Here is a 14,535-nt window from a genome sequence, read left to right on the forward strand (position 1 = left end):
ACACGCCGCACGCGGAATGCGCGCGTCCGGCCCCCGATCCCCAACGATCAACATCCGACCATGTCCACGCCATCTGACAAACCCAACTCGCGCCGCCGTTTCCTGCGCACGTCGGTCGCGCTCGTGCCGATCGCGTCGGTTGCCGGCTGCGACCTGCGCTCGTCGTCGCAGTCCGCGACGACGGCCGGCAGCGCGCCCGCTGCATCGGCCGGCGCCGAACGCGCCCCGTACAAGCCGACCTTCTTCGATGCGAAGGAATGGGCGTTCGTCCAGGCCGCCGTCGACCGGCTGATCCCCGCCGACGCCGAAGGCCCCGGCGCGCTCGAATCGGGCGTGCCCGAATTCATCGACCGCCAGATGGAGACGCCGTATGCACAGGGCGCGACGTGGTACATGCAGGGGCCGTTCCAGCAGGGCGTGCCCGAGCTCGGTTACCAGCTGAAGCTCGTGCCGCGCGACATCTACCGGCTCGGCATCGCGGCCGTCAACCGCTATTGCGAGAATGCCCACGGCAAGGCGTTCGCGGAGCTCGACGCGCCGACGCGCGACACGATGCTCGGCGCGCTGGAGAAGGGCGGCGCGCAGATCGACGACGTGCCGCCGGAGGTGTTCTTCGGGCAGCTGCTGCAGAACACGCGCGAAGGCTACTTCTGCGATCCGGTGCATGGCGGCAATCACGACATGGCCGCGTGGAAGATGATCGGTTTTCCGGGCGCGCGCGCGGACTTCATGGATTTCGTCAACCAGAACGGCAAGGCCTATCCGTACGGCCCCGTCTCGATCAACGGGGAGCGCAGCTGATGGCCGCAGATAAAAAACCGCATGTCGATGCGGTGATCGTCGGCTTCGGCTGGACCGGCGCGATTCTCGCGAAGGAACTGACCGAAGCGGGCCTGAAGGTCGTCGCGCTCGAGCGCGGCGAATATCGCGACACCTATCCGGACGGCGCGTATCCGAACACGATCGACGAGCTGACCTACAACATCCGCAAGAAGCTGTTCCTCGACCTGTCGAAGACGACTGTGTCGATCCGCCACGGCGTGCAGGACACCGCGCTGCCGTACCGGCAGCTCGCCGCGTTCCTGCCGGGCGAGGGCGTGGGCGGCGCGGGGCTGCACTGGTCGGGCGTGCATTTCCGGATCACGCCGGAAGAGTTGCGCCTGCGCAGCCACTACGAAGAGCGCTACGGCAAGAAGTTCATCCCCGCGGAGATGACGATCCAGGACACGGGCGTCAGCTACGACGAGCTCGAGCCGCATTTCGATTTCGCCGAGAAGGTGTTCGGCACGTCGGGGCAGGCGTACAAGGTCGGCGGCAAGGTGGTCGGCGACGGCAACGTGTTCGAGGCGAACCGCAGCGACAACTTCCCGCTGCCCGCGCAGCTCAATACGTATTCGGCGCAGCGCTTCTTCGATGCGGCCCAATCGCTCGGCCTGCACCCGTACCGGTTGCCGTCGGCGAACACGTCGGGCCCGTACACGAACCCGTATGGCGTGCAGATGGGCCCGTGCAACTTCTGCGGCTACTGCAGCGGCTACGCGTGCTACATGTATTCGAAGGCGTCGCCGAACCTGAACATCCTGCCCGCGCTGAAGCAGGCGCCGAACTTCGAGCTGCGCTCGAAGTGCCACGTGCTGCGCGTCGACCTCGACGACACGAAGAAGCGCGCGACGGGCGTGACGTACGTCGACCCGGCCGGGCGTGAAGTGCACCAGCCGGCCGATCTCGTGATCGTGGCCGCGTTCCAGTATCACAACGTGCACCTGCTGCTGCTGTCGGGCATCGGCAAGCCGTACGACCCGATCTCGGGCGAAGGCGTGGTCGGCCGCAATTTCGCGTACCAGAACCTGTCGACGATCAAGGCGTTCTTCGACAAGGACACCTACACGAATCCGTTCATCGGCGCGGGCGGCAACGGCGTCGCGGTGGACGACTTCAACGCGGACAACTTCGACCACGGCCCGCTCGGCTTCGTCGGCGGTTCGCCGCTGTGGGTGAACCAGGCCGGCGTGAAGCCGGTCAGCGGCATCGCGACGCCGGCCGGCACGCCGCAGTGGGGCTCGGCGTGGAAGAAATCCGTGAAGGACTACTACGCGCACACGATCTCGATGGACGCGCACGGCTCGAACATGTCGTACCGCGACGTGTATCTCGACCTCGATCCGACCTATCGAGATTCGTACGGCCAGCCGCTGTTGCGGATGACCTTCGACTGGAAGGACAACGACATCAGGATGGCGCAGTACGTGACCGGGCAGATGAAGAAGATCGCGGAGGCGATGGGGCCGAAGTCGATCGGCGTATCGACGCGCGAGTTCGGCAAGCACTTCGATTCGCGTGCGTACCAGACGACCCACCTGGTCGGCGGCGCGGTGATGGGCACCGACCCGAAGACGAGCGTGCTGAACCGTTACCTGCAGTGCTGGGACGTGCACAACGTGTTCGTGATGGGCGCCTCGGCGCTGCCGCAGGGCATCGGCTACAACCCGACCGGGATCATCGCGGCGCTGGCCTACTGGTCGGCACGCGCGATCCGCGAGCAATACCTGAAAAATCCCGCCCCGCTGGTGACCGTATGAAGAGGACGATGAACCACGACGCCGCGCGTCGCCTTTCGCCGGTGCGACGCGCGCTGGCGGCCGGTGCGGCCTGGGCCGCATTCGGTCTCGCGGGCACGGCGGCTTTCGCCCAGCCGGCGGCTGCGCCCGCGGCCCAATCCGCCGATGCGAACCTCGTCAAGCGCGGCGAATATCTCGCACGCGCGGGCGACTGCATCGCGTGCCACACCGCGAGCGGCGGCAAGCCGTTCGCGGGCGGGTTGAAGTTCGACACGCCGATCGGCGGCATCTATTCGACGAACATCACGCCGGACCCGAAAACGGGCCTCGGCGGCTGGACGGTCGAGGACTTCACCCGCGCGGTGCGCGAGGGCGTGCGCAAGAACGGCGACACGATGTATCCGGCCATGCCGTTCCCGTCCTATGCGCGCCTCACCGACGACGACATGAAGGCGCTGTACGCGTACTTCATGCACGGCGTCGCGCCGGTCGAGCACGAGAACCGCACGGTCGACATCGTGTGGCCGTTGTCGATGCGCTGGCCGCTCGGGATCTGGCGCAAGATGTTCGCACCGTCGCCGAAGCCGTTCGACGCGGCGCCGTACACCGATCCGGTGGTCGCGCGCGGCGCGTATCTCGTGCAGGGTCTCGGCCACTGCGGCGCGTGTCACACGCCGCGCGCGCCGACGATGCAGGAGCGCGGGCTGACCGACGCGGACGGCCCGGACTTCCTGGCCGGCGGCGCGGCGATCGACGGCTGGGTGCCGACGAGCCTGCGCGGCGAGCCGCGCACGGGGCTCGGCACGTGGACGGACACCGAGATCGTGCAGTTCCTGAAGACGGGCCGCACGCTGCGCACGGCTGCGTTCGGCGGGATGACGGACGTGGTCGGCCACAGCATGCAGCACATGACCGACGACGACCTGAACGCGATCGCACGTTATCTGAAGACGCTGCCGCCGCGCGCGCAGGGCGAGCAAGCGCACGTGTACGACGCGGCCGCCGCGAAGGCGCTGCAGACCGGCGACGCGAGCAAGCCGGGCGCGGCCGTCTATCGCGACAACTGCATGGCTTGCCACCGCAGCGACGGCCACGGCTACACGCGCGTGTTCCCGGCGCTGGCCGGCAACCCGGTCGTGCAGGGCGACGATCCGACGTCGCTGATCCACGTCGTGCTGGAAGGCAGCGCGCTGCAAGGCACGCGCACCGCGCCGTCGACCTTCACGATGCCGCCGCTCGGCTGGCGCCTGTCGGACCAGGAAGTCGCGGACGTGTCGAACTTCGTGCGCACGAGCTGGGGCAACACGGGCGCGCCGGTGACGGCCGCGCAGGTCGCGAAAGTGCGCAAGAGCGTCCCGTCGACCCGGCCCGAACCGCCGCCGGGCGCGCGGTTCCCGCAAGCGTCGCGCTGACGGCAGCGGCGGGGCGCCAGCCCCGCCTGTTCGGGCCGTTTCAACGCGCCGGCGTGCTCGCGCGGCGCCTTGCGTTTCGCCGGGGTTGCACCCCGCCAAGGCGCGCCGCCACGTGAAATTTTCGCGGCGGCGCGCCATTGTTCCGCCTCATCCCTTATCCTTCCATTCTTGAACCTTACTAAATAGTTACAAGAACTTGGGAGGGGGGATGCCTCATGACGTCAGCCTGATTGCGTTGCTCGCGGCCGGTTTCGGTCTCGCGATGATCTTCGGTTACTTCGCGTCGCTGCTGAAAATGCCGCCGCTCGTCGGCTATCTGCTCGCCGGGATCGTGATCGGCCCCGGCACGCCCGGTTTCGTCGGCGATCTTTCGCTCGCGCAGCAACTCGCCGAAGTCGGCGTGATGCTGCTGATGTTCGGCGTCGGCCTGCATTTCTCGCTCGGCGACCTGCTCGCGGTGCGCAAGATCGCGCTGCCGGGCGCCGTCGTACAGATTACCGTCGCGACGCTGCTCGGCGGCGGCCTTGCGCTCACGTGGGGCTGGAGCGTCGGTGCGGCGCTCGTGTTCGGGCTCGCGCTGTCGGTCGCGAGCACGGTCGTGCTGCTGCGCGCGCTCGAAGGGCGCGGGCTCGTCGAGACGGTCAACGGGCGCATCGCGGTCGGCTGGCTCGTCGTCGAGGATCTCGTGATGGTCCTCGTGCTGGTGCTGCTGCCGCCCGTCGCGGGGCTGCTCGGCGGCACGCCGCCCGGCGACGCGCATGCGGCCGGCGGCAGCATCTGGGGCACGCTCGGCGTCACGATGCTGAAGGTCGCGGCATTCATCGCGCTGATGCTCGTGGTCGGCAAGCGCGTGTTCCCGCGGATTTTGTGGCTCGTCGCGCGCACGGGCTCGCGCGAGCTGTTCACGCTGTGCATGATCGCGGCCGCGGTCGGCATCGCGTTCGGCGCGGCGAAACTGTTCGACGTGTCGTTCGCGCTCGGCGCGTTCTTCGCCGGGATGATGATGCGCGAGTCGGAATTCAGCCGGCGCGCGGCCGACGAGACGCTGCCGCTGCGCGACGCGTTCTCGGTGCTGTTCTTCATTTCGGTCGGGATGCTGTTCGACCCGAAGGTGCTGCTCGACGAGCCGCTGCACGTGATCGAGGTCGCGGCGATCGTGCTGGTCGGCAAGACGCTCGCGGCGGTCGCACTCGTGATCGCGTTCCGCTATCCGCTGAACACTGCGCTGACGGTCGGTGCCGGCCTCGCGCAGATCGGCGAATTCTCGTTCATCCTCGCGGGGCTCGGCCGGGCGCTCGGGCTGCTGTCGGCCGAGGGGCAGAGCCTGATTCTCGCGGTCGCGCTGATCTCGATCGCGATGAATACGCTGCTGTTCGCGATGATCGATCCGGCGCTCGCATGGATCCGCAAGCATTCGGCGTTCGCGCGCAGGCTCGAGGCGCGCGACGATCCGCTCGCCGCGCTGCCGATGTCGACGCCGCAGACGCACCTGACCGGGCAGGTCGTGATCGTCGGCTACGGCAAGGTCGGCACGCGCATCGCGCATGCGCTGGACGAGCGCGGGATTGCGTATGTCGTCGTCGAGCAGAACCGCGAGCTCGTCGAGAAGCTGCGCGCGGACGGTATCGCGGCCGTGTCGGGCGACGCGATCGAGCCGATCGTGCTCGTGCAGGCGCATATCGCGCGTGCCGGGATGCTGGTCGTCACGCTGCCCGACGTGTTCGACGTGCGGCAGATCGTCGAGATCTCGCGCACGCTCAACCCGACGCTCGAGGTCGTGCTGTGCACGAACAGCGGCGACGAGGCCGCGCTGCTGTCGAGCGAGGGCATCGGCACCGTGTTCATGGGCGAGACCGAACTCGCGCGCGGGATGACCGAGCACGTGCTCGGCAGGATGGTGAAGCCGGTCGCGGCTGCGCATTGAGACGGCGCGCGGCATCGCGCCGCGCACCGGGCAGCGCGGCGGCCAGGCGGCCGCCCGCGCTGCGGTCAGTAAAACGTCTCGAGCGTCAGTTCCTGCGCCATCACGCGATTGCCGGCCAGCAGGCCGCCATCGACGGGCAACGCGACGCCGGTGATGATCCGCGCGGCCGGCGAGCACAGGAACAGCGCGGCCTGCGCGACGTCGTCGGGCGTCGCGAAATCGTCGAGCGGATACCACTTCCTCAATTGCTCGAATACCTGCGGGTTGCGCTGCACGCGCGCTTCCCACGCGGGCGTCTTCACCGTGCCCGGCAGCACGATGTTCGCGCGCACGCCGTCGCGGCCGTATTCGATCGCGAGCGATTTCGTGTAGCTGATCAGCCCGGCCTTCGCGGCGCTGTACACCGGATGCCCGAGCGCGTGCACGCCGTTCACCGAACCGATGATCGCGATCGCACCGTGCCGGCGCGCACGCATGCTGGCCAACACGGCTTCGACGCTCACGTAGGTGGCCGTCAGGTTCGCATCGAGATCGGTGCGCCAGCTGGCAGGCGTCGTATCGCGCAGCGTGGTCGACGCGGCCGTGCCCGCGTTCGCGACCAGCACGTCGACTTCCGGATGCGATTCGAGCATCGAATGCAGCCGCGCCGCGTCGGTCAGGTCGTCGACGATCGGTGTCGCGTGCGCGTCGGCGAGCGTGTCGATGAAGTGGTCGAGCGCCGCGCGGTCGCGATCGAGCGCGAGCACGCGGTCGCCGGCCGCGAGGAAGGTGCGGCACAGCGCCTGGCCGATGCCGCCGGCGGCGCCCGTCACGAGGGTGGTACGTGTCATGTCGGCTCCTGGTGCAGTCTCACAGACCGAGCGCGGCGCGCGCCTGCTTTTCGTTGTCGCGCGTGATCAGCGTGCCGGACGTCAGCACGAGCGGCGGCGGCGCCTGGTTCTTTGTGATCCAGTCGTACATGTTGAGGCTCGTCTGGTAGCCGTGCTGGCGCGGATTCAGCAGGATCGAACCGTAGAAGCCCGTCGGCTTCGGCTTCGCGAACTCGTTGAGCGCGACCTGGCTGCCGTTGATGCCGACCGCGACCATCGCATCCGCGCCGATGCCGCGCCCCTCGGCGGCGCGCACCGCGCCGACCGTCGTGTCGTCGTTCGAGCCGAACGCCACCCAGCGCTTGAAGTTCGCATGCTTGGTGAGCGCAATGTTCGCCGCATTGAACGCGCCTTCGGTGTCGGCCGTCATCTCGGGCGCGTCGATCACGTTCGCGGCCGGAAAGCCGGCGGCCTTGAGCGCGTCGACCGCGCCGGTCGTGCGCTCGCGCGCGGTCGGCAACTGGTCGTAAGCGAGCCGGATGATGCCGACCTCGGCCGGATTCCAGCCGCGCCGCTTCGTCTCGTCCGCGATGGCCTGGCCGACCTGCTGGCCGATCTTGTACGCGGAGATGCCCATGTGCGGCACACCCTGCAGCGGCGCGCCGTGGCCGTCGACGAGCTGGTCGTCGACCGACATCAGCTTGAGCCCCGCGCGTTTCGTTTTTGCCGCGATGCCGGGGCCGAGCTTCACGTCGGGCGCGCAGATGATCACGCCCTGCGCCTTCTGCGCGGCGAGGCTGTCGAGCGCGGTCGACACCTTTTCGCCGCTCGGCGTCGCGATCTTGATCAGCGTGAAGTGTTTTTCCTTCGCCGCCTGCTCGGCGAAGCGCCATTCGTCCTGGAACCACGGATCGTCCGGCTGTTTGACGAGGAAGCCGATTTTCACGTCGGCGGCATCGGCGGCGCGGGCCGGGGCACCGCCAAACAGCGTGAGGCTCGCGGTGGCCAGCACGAGCGTTTTCCAGTGGAATCGCATGCGTCTCACTCCATTGTTGTAGTCGGGCGCGCGGGCAAGGCCGCCCGCGGCGCGAAAAAATTGTAGGAGGACGCGGCGGGAACGCTCAAATAATGCGGTGTGTTCCTAGTAAGTGGGATGAAAGCGAGATGGGGGTGTGGGGCGTGCGGCATCGCCCGCGTGGCGGTTTCAGCTTGCCGTCGCCTTCGCCTGCACGGCGGCCGTGCCGGCCTGCGCGGCTGTCTTGACCGGCACGGCGGCTTTCTGCGCGGCAGCCGTTTTCGGTTGAGCCGCCGCCTTCGGCGCCGCGACCGTCTTCTGCGGTGCAACCGCCTTGGCCGGCTGCGGCTTCTCCGGCTCGACCGGCGCATCGGGCGGCACGCCGAGCAACTGCAGCGAGCCGCTCGTGACCGACGCGAACACCGGGCCGGCCACCGTGCCGCCGTAGTAGCCCTTGCCGCGCGGCTCGTCGATCATCACCGCGACGATCAGGCGCGGGTTGCTCATCGGCGCCATCCCCGCGAACAGCGCGCGGTACTTGCCCTTCGCATAGGTCGCGCCGACCTGCTTGCGCGCGGTACCGGTCTTGCCGCCGATCCGGTAGCCGTCGACGCGCGCGCGGCGCCCGGTGCCGCCTTCGCCGACCGCCATCTCGAGCATCGATCGGATCGACGCGGCCGTTTGCGGCGTCGTCACGCGGTGGCCGCGATGCGCGTCGATCGTCTGCTGGTCGGTGCCGTTCTTCAGCAGCGACACCGGGTGCAGCGTGCCGTCGCCCGCGTAGGCCGTGTAGGTCTGCGCGATCTGCAGCAGCGACATCGACAGGCCGTAGCCGTACGCCATCGTCGCCTGCTCGATCGGCCGCCAGCGCTTGTAGCCGCGCAGCCGGCCCGACGCGACGCCCGGGAACGTCAGTTCCGGTGCGCGGCCGATCCCGTATTCCTGGTACTTGTTCCAGATCGTTTCGGCGGGCAGGTTCAGCGCGAGCTTCGCGAGCGCGATGTTGCTCGACTTCTGCAGCGCCTGCGACACCGTCAGCGACCCGTGGTTCGACGTGTCGTGGATCACGGCCGGGCCGATCTTGTAGGTGCCCGGCGACGTGTTGATGATCGTGTTCGGCGTGACCTTGCGTTCGTCGATCGACAGCGCGACGACGAGCGGCTTGATCGTCGAGCCGGGTTCGAACGTGTCGATCACAGCGCGGTTGCGCAACTGCTGGCCGGTGAGGCGCGCACGGTCGTTCGGGTCGAAGGTCGGGTAGTTCGCGAGCGCGAGGATCTCGCCGTTCTGCGCGTCGAGCACGACGACGCTGCCGGCCACCGCGTTGTTTTCGACCACGGCTGCCTTGAGCTGACTGAACGCGAGCTGCTGGATCCGGCGGTCGATCGTCAGTTCGATCGTCGCACCGTGCTGCGCGGGCACGAGCGGGCGCGTGTCCGACACGATGCGGCCGAGCCGGTCGCGGATCACCTCGCGCTGCCCCGACGTGCCCGACAGGCGTGCATTCGCCGCGAGTTCGACGCCTTCCTGGCCTTTATCCTCGACGTTCGTGAAGCCGACCACGTGCGCGGCCGATTCGCCTTCCGGGTAGAAGCGCTTCGAATCGGCGATCTGCGTGACACCGTCGATCGCGAGCTTGTCGAGCCTGCCTGCGGTGTCCGCGTCGACCTGCCGCTTGAGCAGCACGAACGTCTTGTCGTTGCCGAGGCGCCGTTTCACCTCGACGAGCGGCATGTCGAGCAGCTTCGCGATCTGCGGGTAGTCGGTATCGGCGACCTGTTTCGGGTTCGCCCAGATTTCATAGGTCGACAGGCTGACCGCGAGCATCGCGCCGTTGCGGTCGACGATGCCCCCGCGCATCGCGCCGAGCTCGATCGTGCGCTGGTAACGTTTCTGCCCTTGGCCGACGTAGAAATCCTGGTTGGCGACCTGCACCCAGAAAGCGCGCCCGATCAGTGCGGCGAACGCGAGGAACACGACGATCACGATCAGCTTCGAGCGCCACATCGGCAGGCGCGACGCGAGCATCGGATTCTTGGTCGCGGCCGCGTACGGATCGGCGGGGTGGGTCTTCTTTTTTACGCTCATGCAATGGCCGGGTCGGGCCGCCGGGCGGCGGCAAGTCAGTCTGAATAAAGCAATTGTAATAAAGGAGTAAACGTCGTGTGGGGAAAGTGTGTTCCGGCCCCGTGAAAGAGCGTTCGGCGACCATTCGGCGACGTGCGGAAAAGGGGGCAGGAAAGGCGGGCGGAAGCGGAATTTCACCGCCGCGGCAGACGACGAAAGACGGGCGATCGGCGGCGTGTCGATCCGGGTGCAGAACATCCGGGTCAGGTCGATCGCGACCGTCACTTGCACGCGATCAATTGCCCGGTCGCCGATTATTTATTTGGTGCAGAAAATAAAAAGCGCCCCAAAATGAGGCGCTGTTAATACTGAATATCGAAATGAATATCGGTGAGCCTGGAATAAACCCGAAAACCGCAGACGATTCAGGTCAATATTGCTATCGCGCGACGGAAATAAATTCCCGGTATTCCGGCTGGGTCGTGCAACGATCGACGGCCTGCAGCCGCCATGCACCGGCGTGATCGCCGGCGAGCACGGCGGGGCCCTGTTCACGCTGCGTCGCACCGAACGACAGGCCCTTCAACTGGCATACGGCATTCCCGCCGTCGGCCGCGCAGAGCGCCATTGCGCCCTCGACATCGCGGACCTTGCCCCAGGTCGGAAGATCCATGCCCTGATGTGCCTCGCGCGACCACAGCCCCTCGTCGGTATCGACCCACAGTACCGCGAACGATTGCCGGGTTGCTGATTCGCTGCCATTAATCCGAATAGTGAGGCGCATAGGATCGTCTCCCAAGAAATTGACGTATTCGACCGTTTTGACTTGAACAGTCTAGATAGACTGGTGTGAAACGCAAGTGATAATCCGCAATAAATCCGTATTGAGTCTATTTCGGTTTCGGATGAAACGACGTCTGACGATTCATGGTTATTCCGGCGGCGCGTGCGCAATCGCAGGCGACACCGGCGATCGTGGTATCGACGCCCGCATGGCCGACGTTCGAGACATGCGATGACATGGCCGTGGGGCGCGTCGATCTGTCGCGTGCGGCCGGCCGGCGAAACCGCGCCGGCCGATGCGACACGGCACCGCCCGAATGTCGCCCGATCGGATGTGTCAGTGTTCTGACGGCGCGTCCGGAACGACACACTCAGACAATCGCGTACAAATCGGCACACTTTCGCGAAACTTTCGGGACAGACTTGCATACGGTCGGGCCCCACACTGGGACCTTCCCGATCCTGTGCCGCGGACGCCCGTCCTCGGCGGCTGCCGCCGCCTCGTGCCAGAGACGCGATCGACGCGATCGCGGGCCGCATGCCCGATCGGGACTGCCAGGGCGCGCGTTAGCCCCGGCCCGGCCGGTGAGCCGTGCGCAGCCCGCAACCGCGGGTGCTGCGCCGCCCGGCCGACTCTTCGAAGGAGACTATCGTGCTGATCTGGAAAACCGCGTTGTCGCTCAACTGGCGGACCAGCCTCGTGTCGCCGGCCAGCGCACCGGTCGCGGCGGCCAACGTCGGACGCCTGGTGCTGACCGGCGCAACCGGCTTCATCGGCAGTACCGTGCTGACGGCGCTCGTCAATGCAGGGCTGCTCGAACGTATCGTGTGCGTCGTGCGTGCGCAGAACCGCGGCCACGCCGTCGCGCGACTGCGTGAAGCGGCGTTGCGCGCGGGACTCGCGCCGTACTGGGCGTCGCGCCTGACCGAAGCGAACGTGATCGTCGGCGCGCTCGGCGACGTATGGCAGGGCGCCGACGCGCCGCGTCTCGGCGGTGCGACCCACGTGATTCACTGCGCGGGTCATGCATCGCCGGCCGACGGCGCGCACCTGCAGTCGGACATCGCCGATTCGGTGCGTTTTGCCGAACGCTTCGCCCGGGCGCCGCGCCTGCAGCGCTTCGTGTATGTCGGCACGGCCTACGCGCATGCGGGCCGTGGCGGGATCGTGCAGGAAGAGGCGGCGGGCGACGCGGCGAACGACGTCGCGGACGACGACGAAGGCTTGCCGGGCGCGGTGCTCGCGGCCGACTACCTGCACGCGAAGGCGGAAACGGAGCAGCGCCTGCGCGCGCTCGGGCTGCCGCTCGTCGTCGTGCGGCCGTCGCACGTCGTCGGTCACACGGTGCTCGGCACACGGCCCGCGCCGAATTCGTTCTGGATGTTCCGGCTTGCGCATGCCGCGCGCCGCTTCACCGCACGGCCGATGACGCGCATCGACATCGTGTCGGTGGACGACGTGGCACGCGCGACGATGCTGCTGGCCGTCAAGCCGACGCTCGCGCACGACGTCTATCATGTGTCGGCCGGTGACGAGGCGCCGCAGGTCGCGCAGATCGTGCGTGCGATGGACGAGGCGGCGGGGATGACGGGCGCGCCGCGCTACGCGGCATGCGCGCCGGCCGAGTTGCCGCTCGTGGTGCGTGACGTGCTCGGGCGGCCCGATCCGGCACTCGAACGCGTGATCGGCCGGGCGCTGCAGCGTTGCGGGGAATTCGCGACGGTCGATCGCGTATTCGACAACCGCCGCGTGCGCGATGAAATCGATTTCGAGCCGTTGCCGTTCATCGATTACGTCGAGGAATGCATGCGCACGTCGCGCGGCGTCGCGGTGACCGAGCTGATGCGCGGCGCGGTGCACTGACTGCCGGCGCAATATCGGCGCCCGTTCCCGCGACTGGCGGGAACGGGCGTCATCCTCACGCGTTACCGCCGAGTTCGATCAGCCGGTCGAGCGCGCGGTAGATATCTTCGAGGCCGTCCTGGCCGAAGCGCGATTCGAGCTGCCGGTATTGCTCGTCGATGCGCGGACCGATTTCCGTGACGAGTTTCCTGCTTTGCGGCGTCAGGCTGACCAGCAGCCGGCGCTGATCTTCCTGCGCGCGCGTGCGCGTGATCAGGCCGTCGCGCTCCATCCGTTCCAGCACGCCCGTGAGGCTCGGGCTCAGGATGCAGCAGCGCCGGGCGATCTGTCCCGCTTCGAGCGCATGCGCCGGTTCACCGTCGAGCACGCGGATGATCCGCCATTGCTGTTCGGTCAGCGCGAATTCCTTGAGAATGGGGCGGAACATACCCATCAGCGTTTCGCGGGCCTCGAGCAGCAGCATGGCCAGGTTGCGATGGTCGAGCGTACGGTTCATCGGGGTGGACAGTGGACGGGGACGCATCAATCTTAACAGCCGAAGGTGGTGAATTTCGCGTATCAGGGTAATCGAGGTTGCCAGCGCCCGATTGTTTACTTAAGATATTAACTATTGACGATGCGCCGCGACGCGCGGCAGGGGAATGACGCATGGAGCTGTCTTGCACGACCGCCGCGGCGCCGCCGTTGCCGGTCGCCATCGGTACCGTCTACGGTGCGCTGCTCAACGAGCGTGCGGCGCTCGACGCACTCGGCGCTGCCGTGAACGCACCGCCTTACGGCCGCCCGCCGCAGGCGCCGATCCTGTATATCAAGCCGGCCAACACGCATTCGACCGACGGCGCGGCCGTCGTCGTGCCGGCCGATGTCGACGCGCTGGAGATCGGCGCGTCGGTGGCCGTCGTGTTCGCCCGGCGCGCCACCCGCGTGCCGGCCGCACAGGCGCTCGACTACGTGCACGGCTTCACGCTCGCGAGCGACGTGTCGGTGCCGCATCCCGATTACTACCGTCCGGCCGTGCGTTTCAAGTGCCGTGACGGCTTCTGTCCGCTGGGTCCCGCCATCGTGCCGGCCGCCGCGCTCACCGATGTCGACGCGCTCGTGTTGACCGTGTGGATCGACGGCGAGCTTGCCGTCTCCGCTTCGACCGCCACGCTGATCCGCCCCGTGCGCGAACTGATCGCCGACGTGACGGCGTTCATGTCGTTCGACGCGGGCGACGTGCTGCTGCTCGGCGTCGCGGGCGGCGCCCCGCGCGCCCGCGCGGGCAGCACGGTCGAGATCGCCGCCGCCGGCATCGGCACGTTGCGGCACACGCTGATTGCGGAGGAAACCCGATGAAGACGGCGCGCATCATCTACAACGGCGCACTGCATGCGGCCGAACCGGCCGGCGACGGCGCGATCCGCCTCGATACCGGGCGCGTCGTGGCCGAGGAGGCGGTTGCGTGGCTGCCGCCCGTCGCGCCGCGCACGACGTTCGCGCTCGGCCTCAACTACGCCGACCACGCGAAGGAACTCGCGTTCAAGGCGCCGAGCGAGCCGCTGATCTTCCTGAAGGGGCCGAACACGTTCATCGGCCACCGGTCGCATACCGTGCGCCCGGCGGATGCCACCCACATGCACTACGAGTGCGAACTGGCCGTCGTGATCGGCCGGCCCGCGCGCAACGTGCGCCGCGCGCAGGCGCTCGACTACGTGGCCGGCTATACGGTCGCGAACGACTATGCGATCCGCGACTATCTCGAGAACTACTACCGCCCGAACCTGCGCGTGAAGAACCGCGACACCTGCACGCCGCTCGGGCCGTGGTTCGTCAGCCGCGACGAGATCGGCGACCCGGGCGACCTGACGCTGCGCACGACGGTGAACGGCCAGGAGACGCAGCGCGGCAGCACGCGCGACATGATCTTCGACGTGCCGGCGCTGATCGAGCACATCAGCGGCTTCATGACGCTCTCGCCGGGCGACCTGATCCTGACCGGCACGCCCGAGGGGCTGGCGGACACGAAGCCGGGCGACGAGGTCGTGACCGAAATCGAAGGGATCGGCCGGCTCGTCAACACGATCGTCGGCGAAGCAGACTACTATCGCGCCGGCTGAGCCC

The 14,535-nt window shown here is 67.8% G+C and carries 12 protein-coding genes; 7 read left to right on the forward strand and 5 right to left on the reverse strand.

Annotated features, from left to right (window positions below; translation table 11 throughout):
- Positions 1–60 precede the first annotated feature (60 nt).
- The 4 genes from ACN22W_RS21165 (at position 61) to ACN22W_RS21180 (ending at position 5,894) form a co-directional block, all read left to right on the forward strand.
- Positions 61–801, forward strand: a complete 741-nt coding sequence (locus ACN22W_RS21165) for a gluconate 2-dehydrogenase subunit 3 family protein (protein WP_419689281.1) — start codon at positions 61–63, stop codon at positions 799–801.
- Positions 801–2,579 (forward strand): GMC family oxidoreductase, encoded by a 1,779-nt coding sequence (locus ACN22W_RS21170; protein WP_419689282.1) that lies wholly within the window; start codon positions 801–803, stop codon positions 2,577–2,579. Before ACN22W_RS21165 ends, ACN22W_RS21170 begins: the two co-directional genes overlap by 1 nt.
- Positions 2,576–3,970, forward strand: a complete 1,395-nt coding sequence (locus tag ACN22W_RS21175; protein WP_419689283.1) for a c-type cytochrome — start codon at positions 2,576–2,578, stop codon at positions 3,968–3,970. The genes ACN22W_RS21170 and ACN22W_RS21175 overlap by 4 nt, the downstream gene beginning before the upstream one ends.
- A gap of 208 nt (positions 3,971–4,178) precedes the next feature.
- Positions 4,179–5,894, forward strand: a complete 1,716-nt coding sequence (locus ACN22W_RS21180) for a cation:proton antiporter (RefSeq protein WP_129517238.1) — start codon at positions 4,179–4,181, stop codon at positions 5,892–5,894.
- A 65-nt stretch (positions 5,895–5,959) separates the two neighbouring features.
- On the opposite strand, the gene ACN22W_RS21185 is transcribed toward ACN22W_RS21180, so the two are convergent.
- The 4 genes from ACN22W_RS21185 to ACN22W_RS21200 form a co-directional block, all read right to left on the reverse strand.
- A complete protein-coding gene (locus tag ACN22W_RS21185; protein ID WP_419689284.1) occupies positions 5,960–6,724 on the reverse strand; it encodes an SDR family oxidoreductase in 765 nt (254 codons plus the stop codon).
- 19 nt (positions 6,725–6,743) lie between these two features.
- On the reverse strand, positions 6,744–7,739 hold the full coding sequence (locus ACN22W_RS21190; protein ID WP_193100684.1) for an arabinose ABC transporter substrate-binding protein: 996 nt from the start codon (positions 7,737–7,739) through the stop codon (positions 6,744–6,746).
- 168 nt (positions 7,740–7,907) lie between these two features.
- A complete protein-coding gene (locus tag ACN22W_RS21195) occupies positions 7,908–9,806 on the reverse strand; it encodes a peptidoglycan D,D-transpeptidase FtsI family protein (protein WP_419689285.1) in 1,899 nt (632 codons plus the stop codon).
- Between the two features lie 418 nt (positions 9,807–10,224).
- A complete protein-coding gene (locus ACN22W_RS21200; RefSeq protein WP_129517420.1) occupies positions 10,225–10,569 on the reverse strand; it encodes a DUF3564 family protein in 345 nt (114 codons plus the stop codon).
- Between the two features lie 651 nt (positions 10,570–11,220).
- On the opposite strand from ACN22W_RS21200, the gene ACN22W_RS21205 reads away from it, so the two are divergent.
- The gene (locus ACN22W_RS21205; protein ID WP_419689286.1) at positions 11,221–12,432 is read left to right on the forward strand and encodes an SDR family oxidoreductase; all 1,212 of its coding nucleotides are present in this window, start codon (positions 11,221–11,223) and stop codon (positions 12,430–12,432) included.
- Positions 12,433–12,487: 55 nt separating this feature from the next.
- Here the strand turns inward: ACN22W_RS21205 and hpaR are convergent, their stop codons facing one another.
- On the reverse strand, positions 12,488–12,928 hold the full coding sequence (hpaR, locus tag ACN22W_RS21210) for a homoprotocatechuate degradation operon regulator HpaR (RefSeq protein ID WP_129517243.1): 441 nt from the start codon (positions 12,926–12,928) through the stop codon (positions 12,488–12,490).
- Between the two features lie 152 nt (positions 12,929–13,080).
- Here hpaR and ACN22W_RS21215 point away from each other — a divergent pair, with 152 nt between their 5' ends.
- Both ACN22W_RS21215 and ACN22W_RS21220 read left to right on the forward strand, forming a co-directional pair.
- Complete coding sequence (locus tag ACN22W_RS21215) at positions 13,081–13,770, forward strand: fumarylacetoacetate hydrolase family protein (protein ID WP_419689287.1); 690 nt, start codon at positions 13,081–13,083, stop codon at positions 13,768–13,770.
- Positions 13,767–14,531 (forward strand): fumarylacetoacetate hydrolase family protein, encoded by a 765-nt coding sequence (locus ACN22W_RS21220; protein WP_419689288.1) that lies wholly within the window; start codon positions 13,767–13,769, stop codon positions 14,529–14,531. The genes ACN22W_RS21215 and ACN22W_RS21220 overlap by 4 nt, the downstream gene beginning before the upstream one ends.
- The last annotated feature ends 4 nt before the right edge of the window (positions 14,532–14,535 follow it).

It is taken from the genome of Burkholderia theae, assembly GCF_048565265.1.
GTDB classification, from domain to species: domain Bacteria; phylum Pseudomonadota; class Gammaproteobacteria; order Burkholderiales; family Burkholderiaceae; genus Burkholderia; species Burkholderia theae.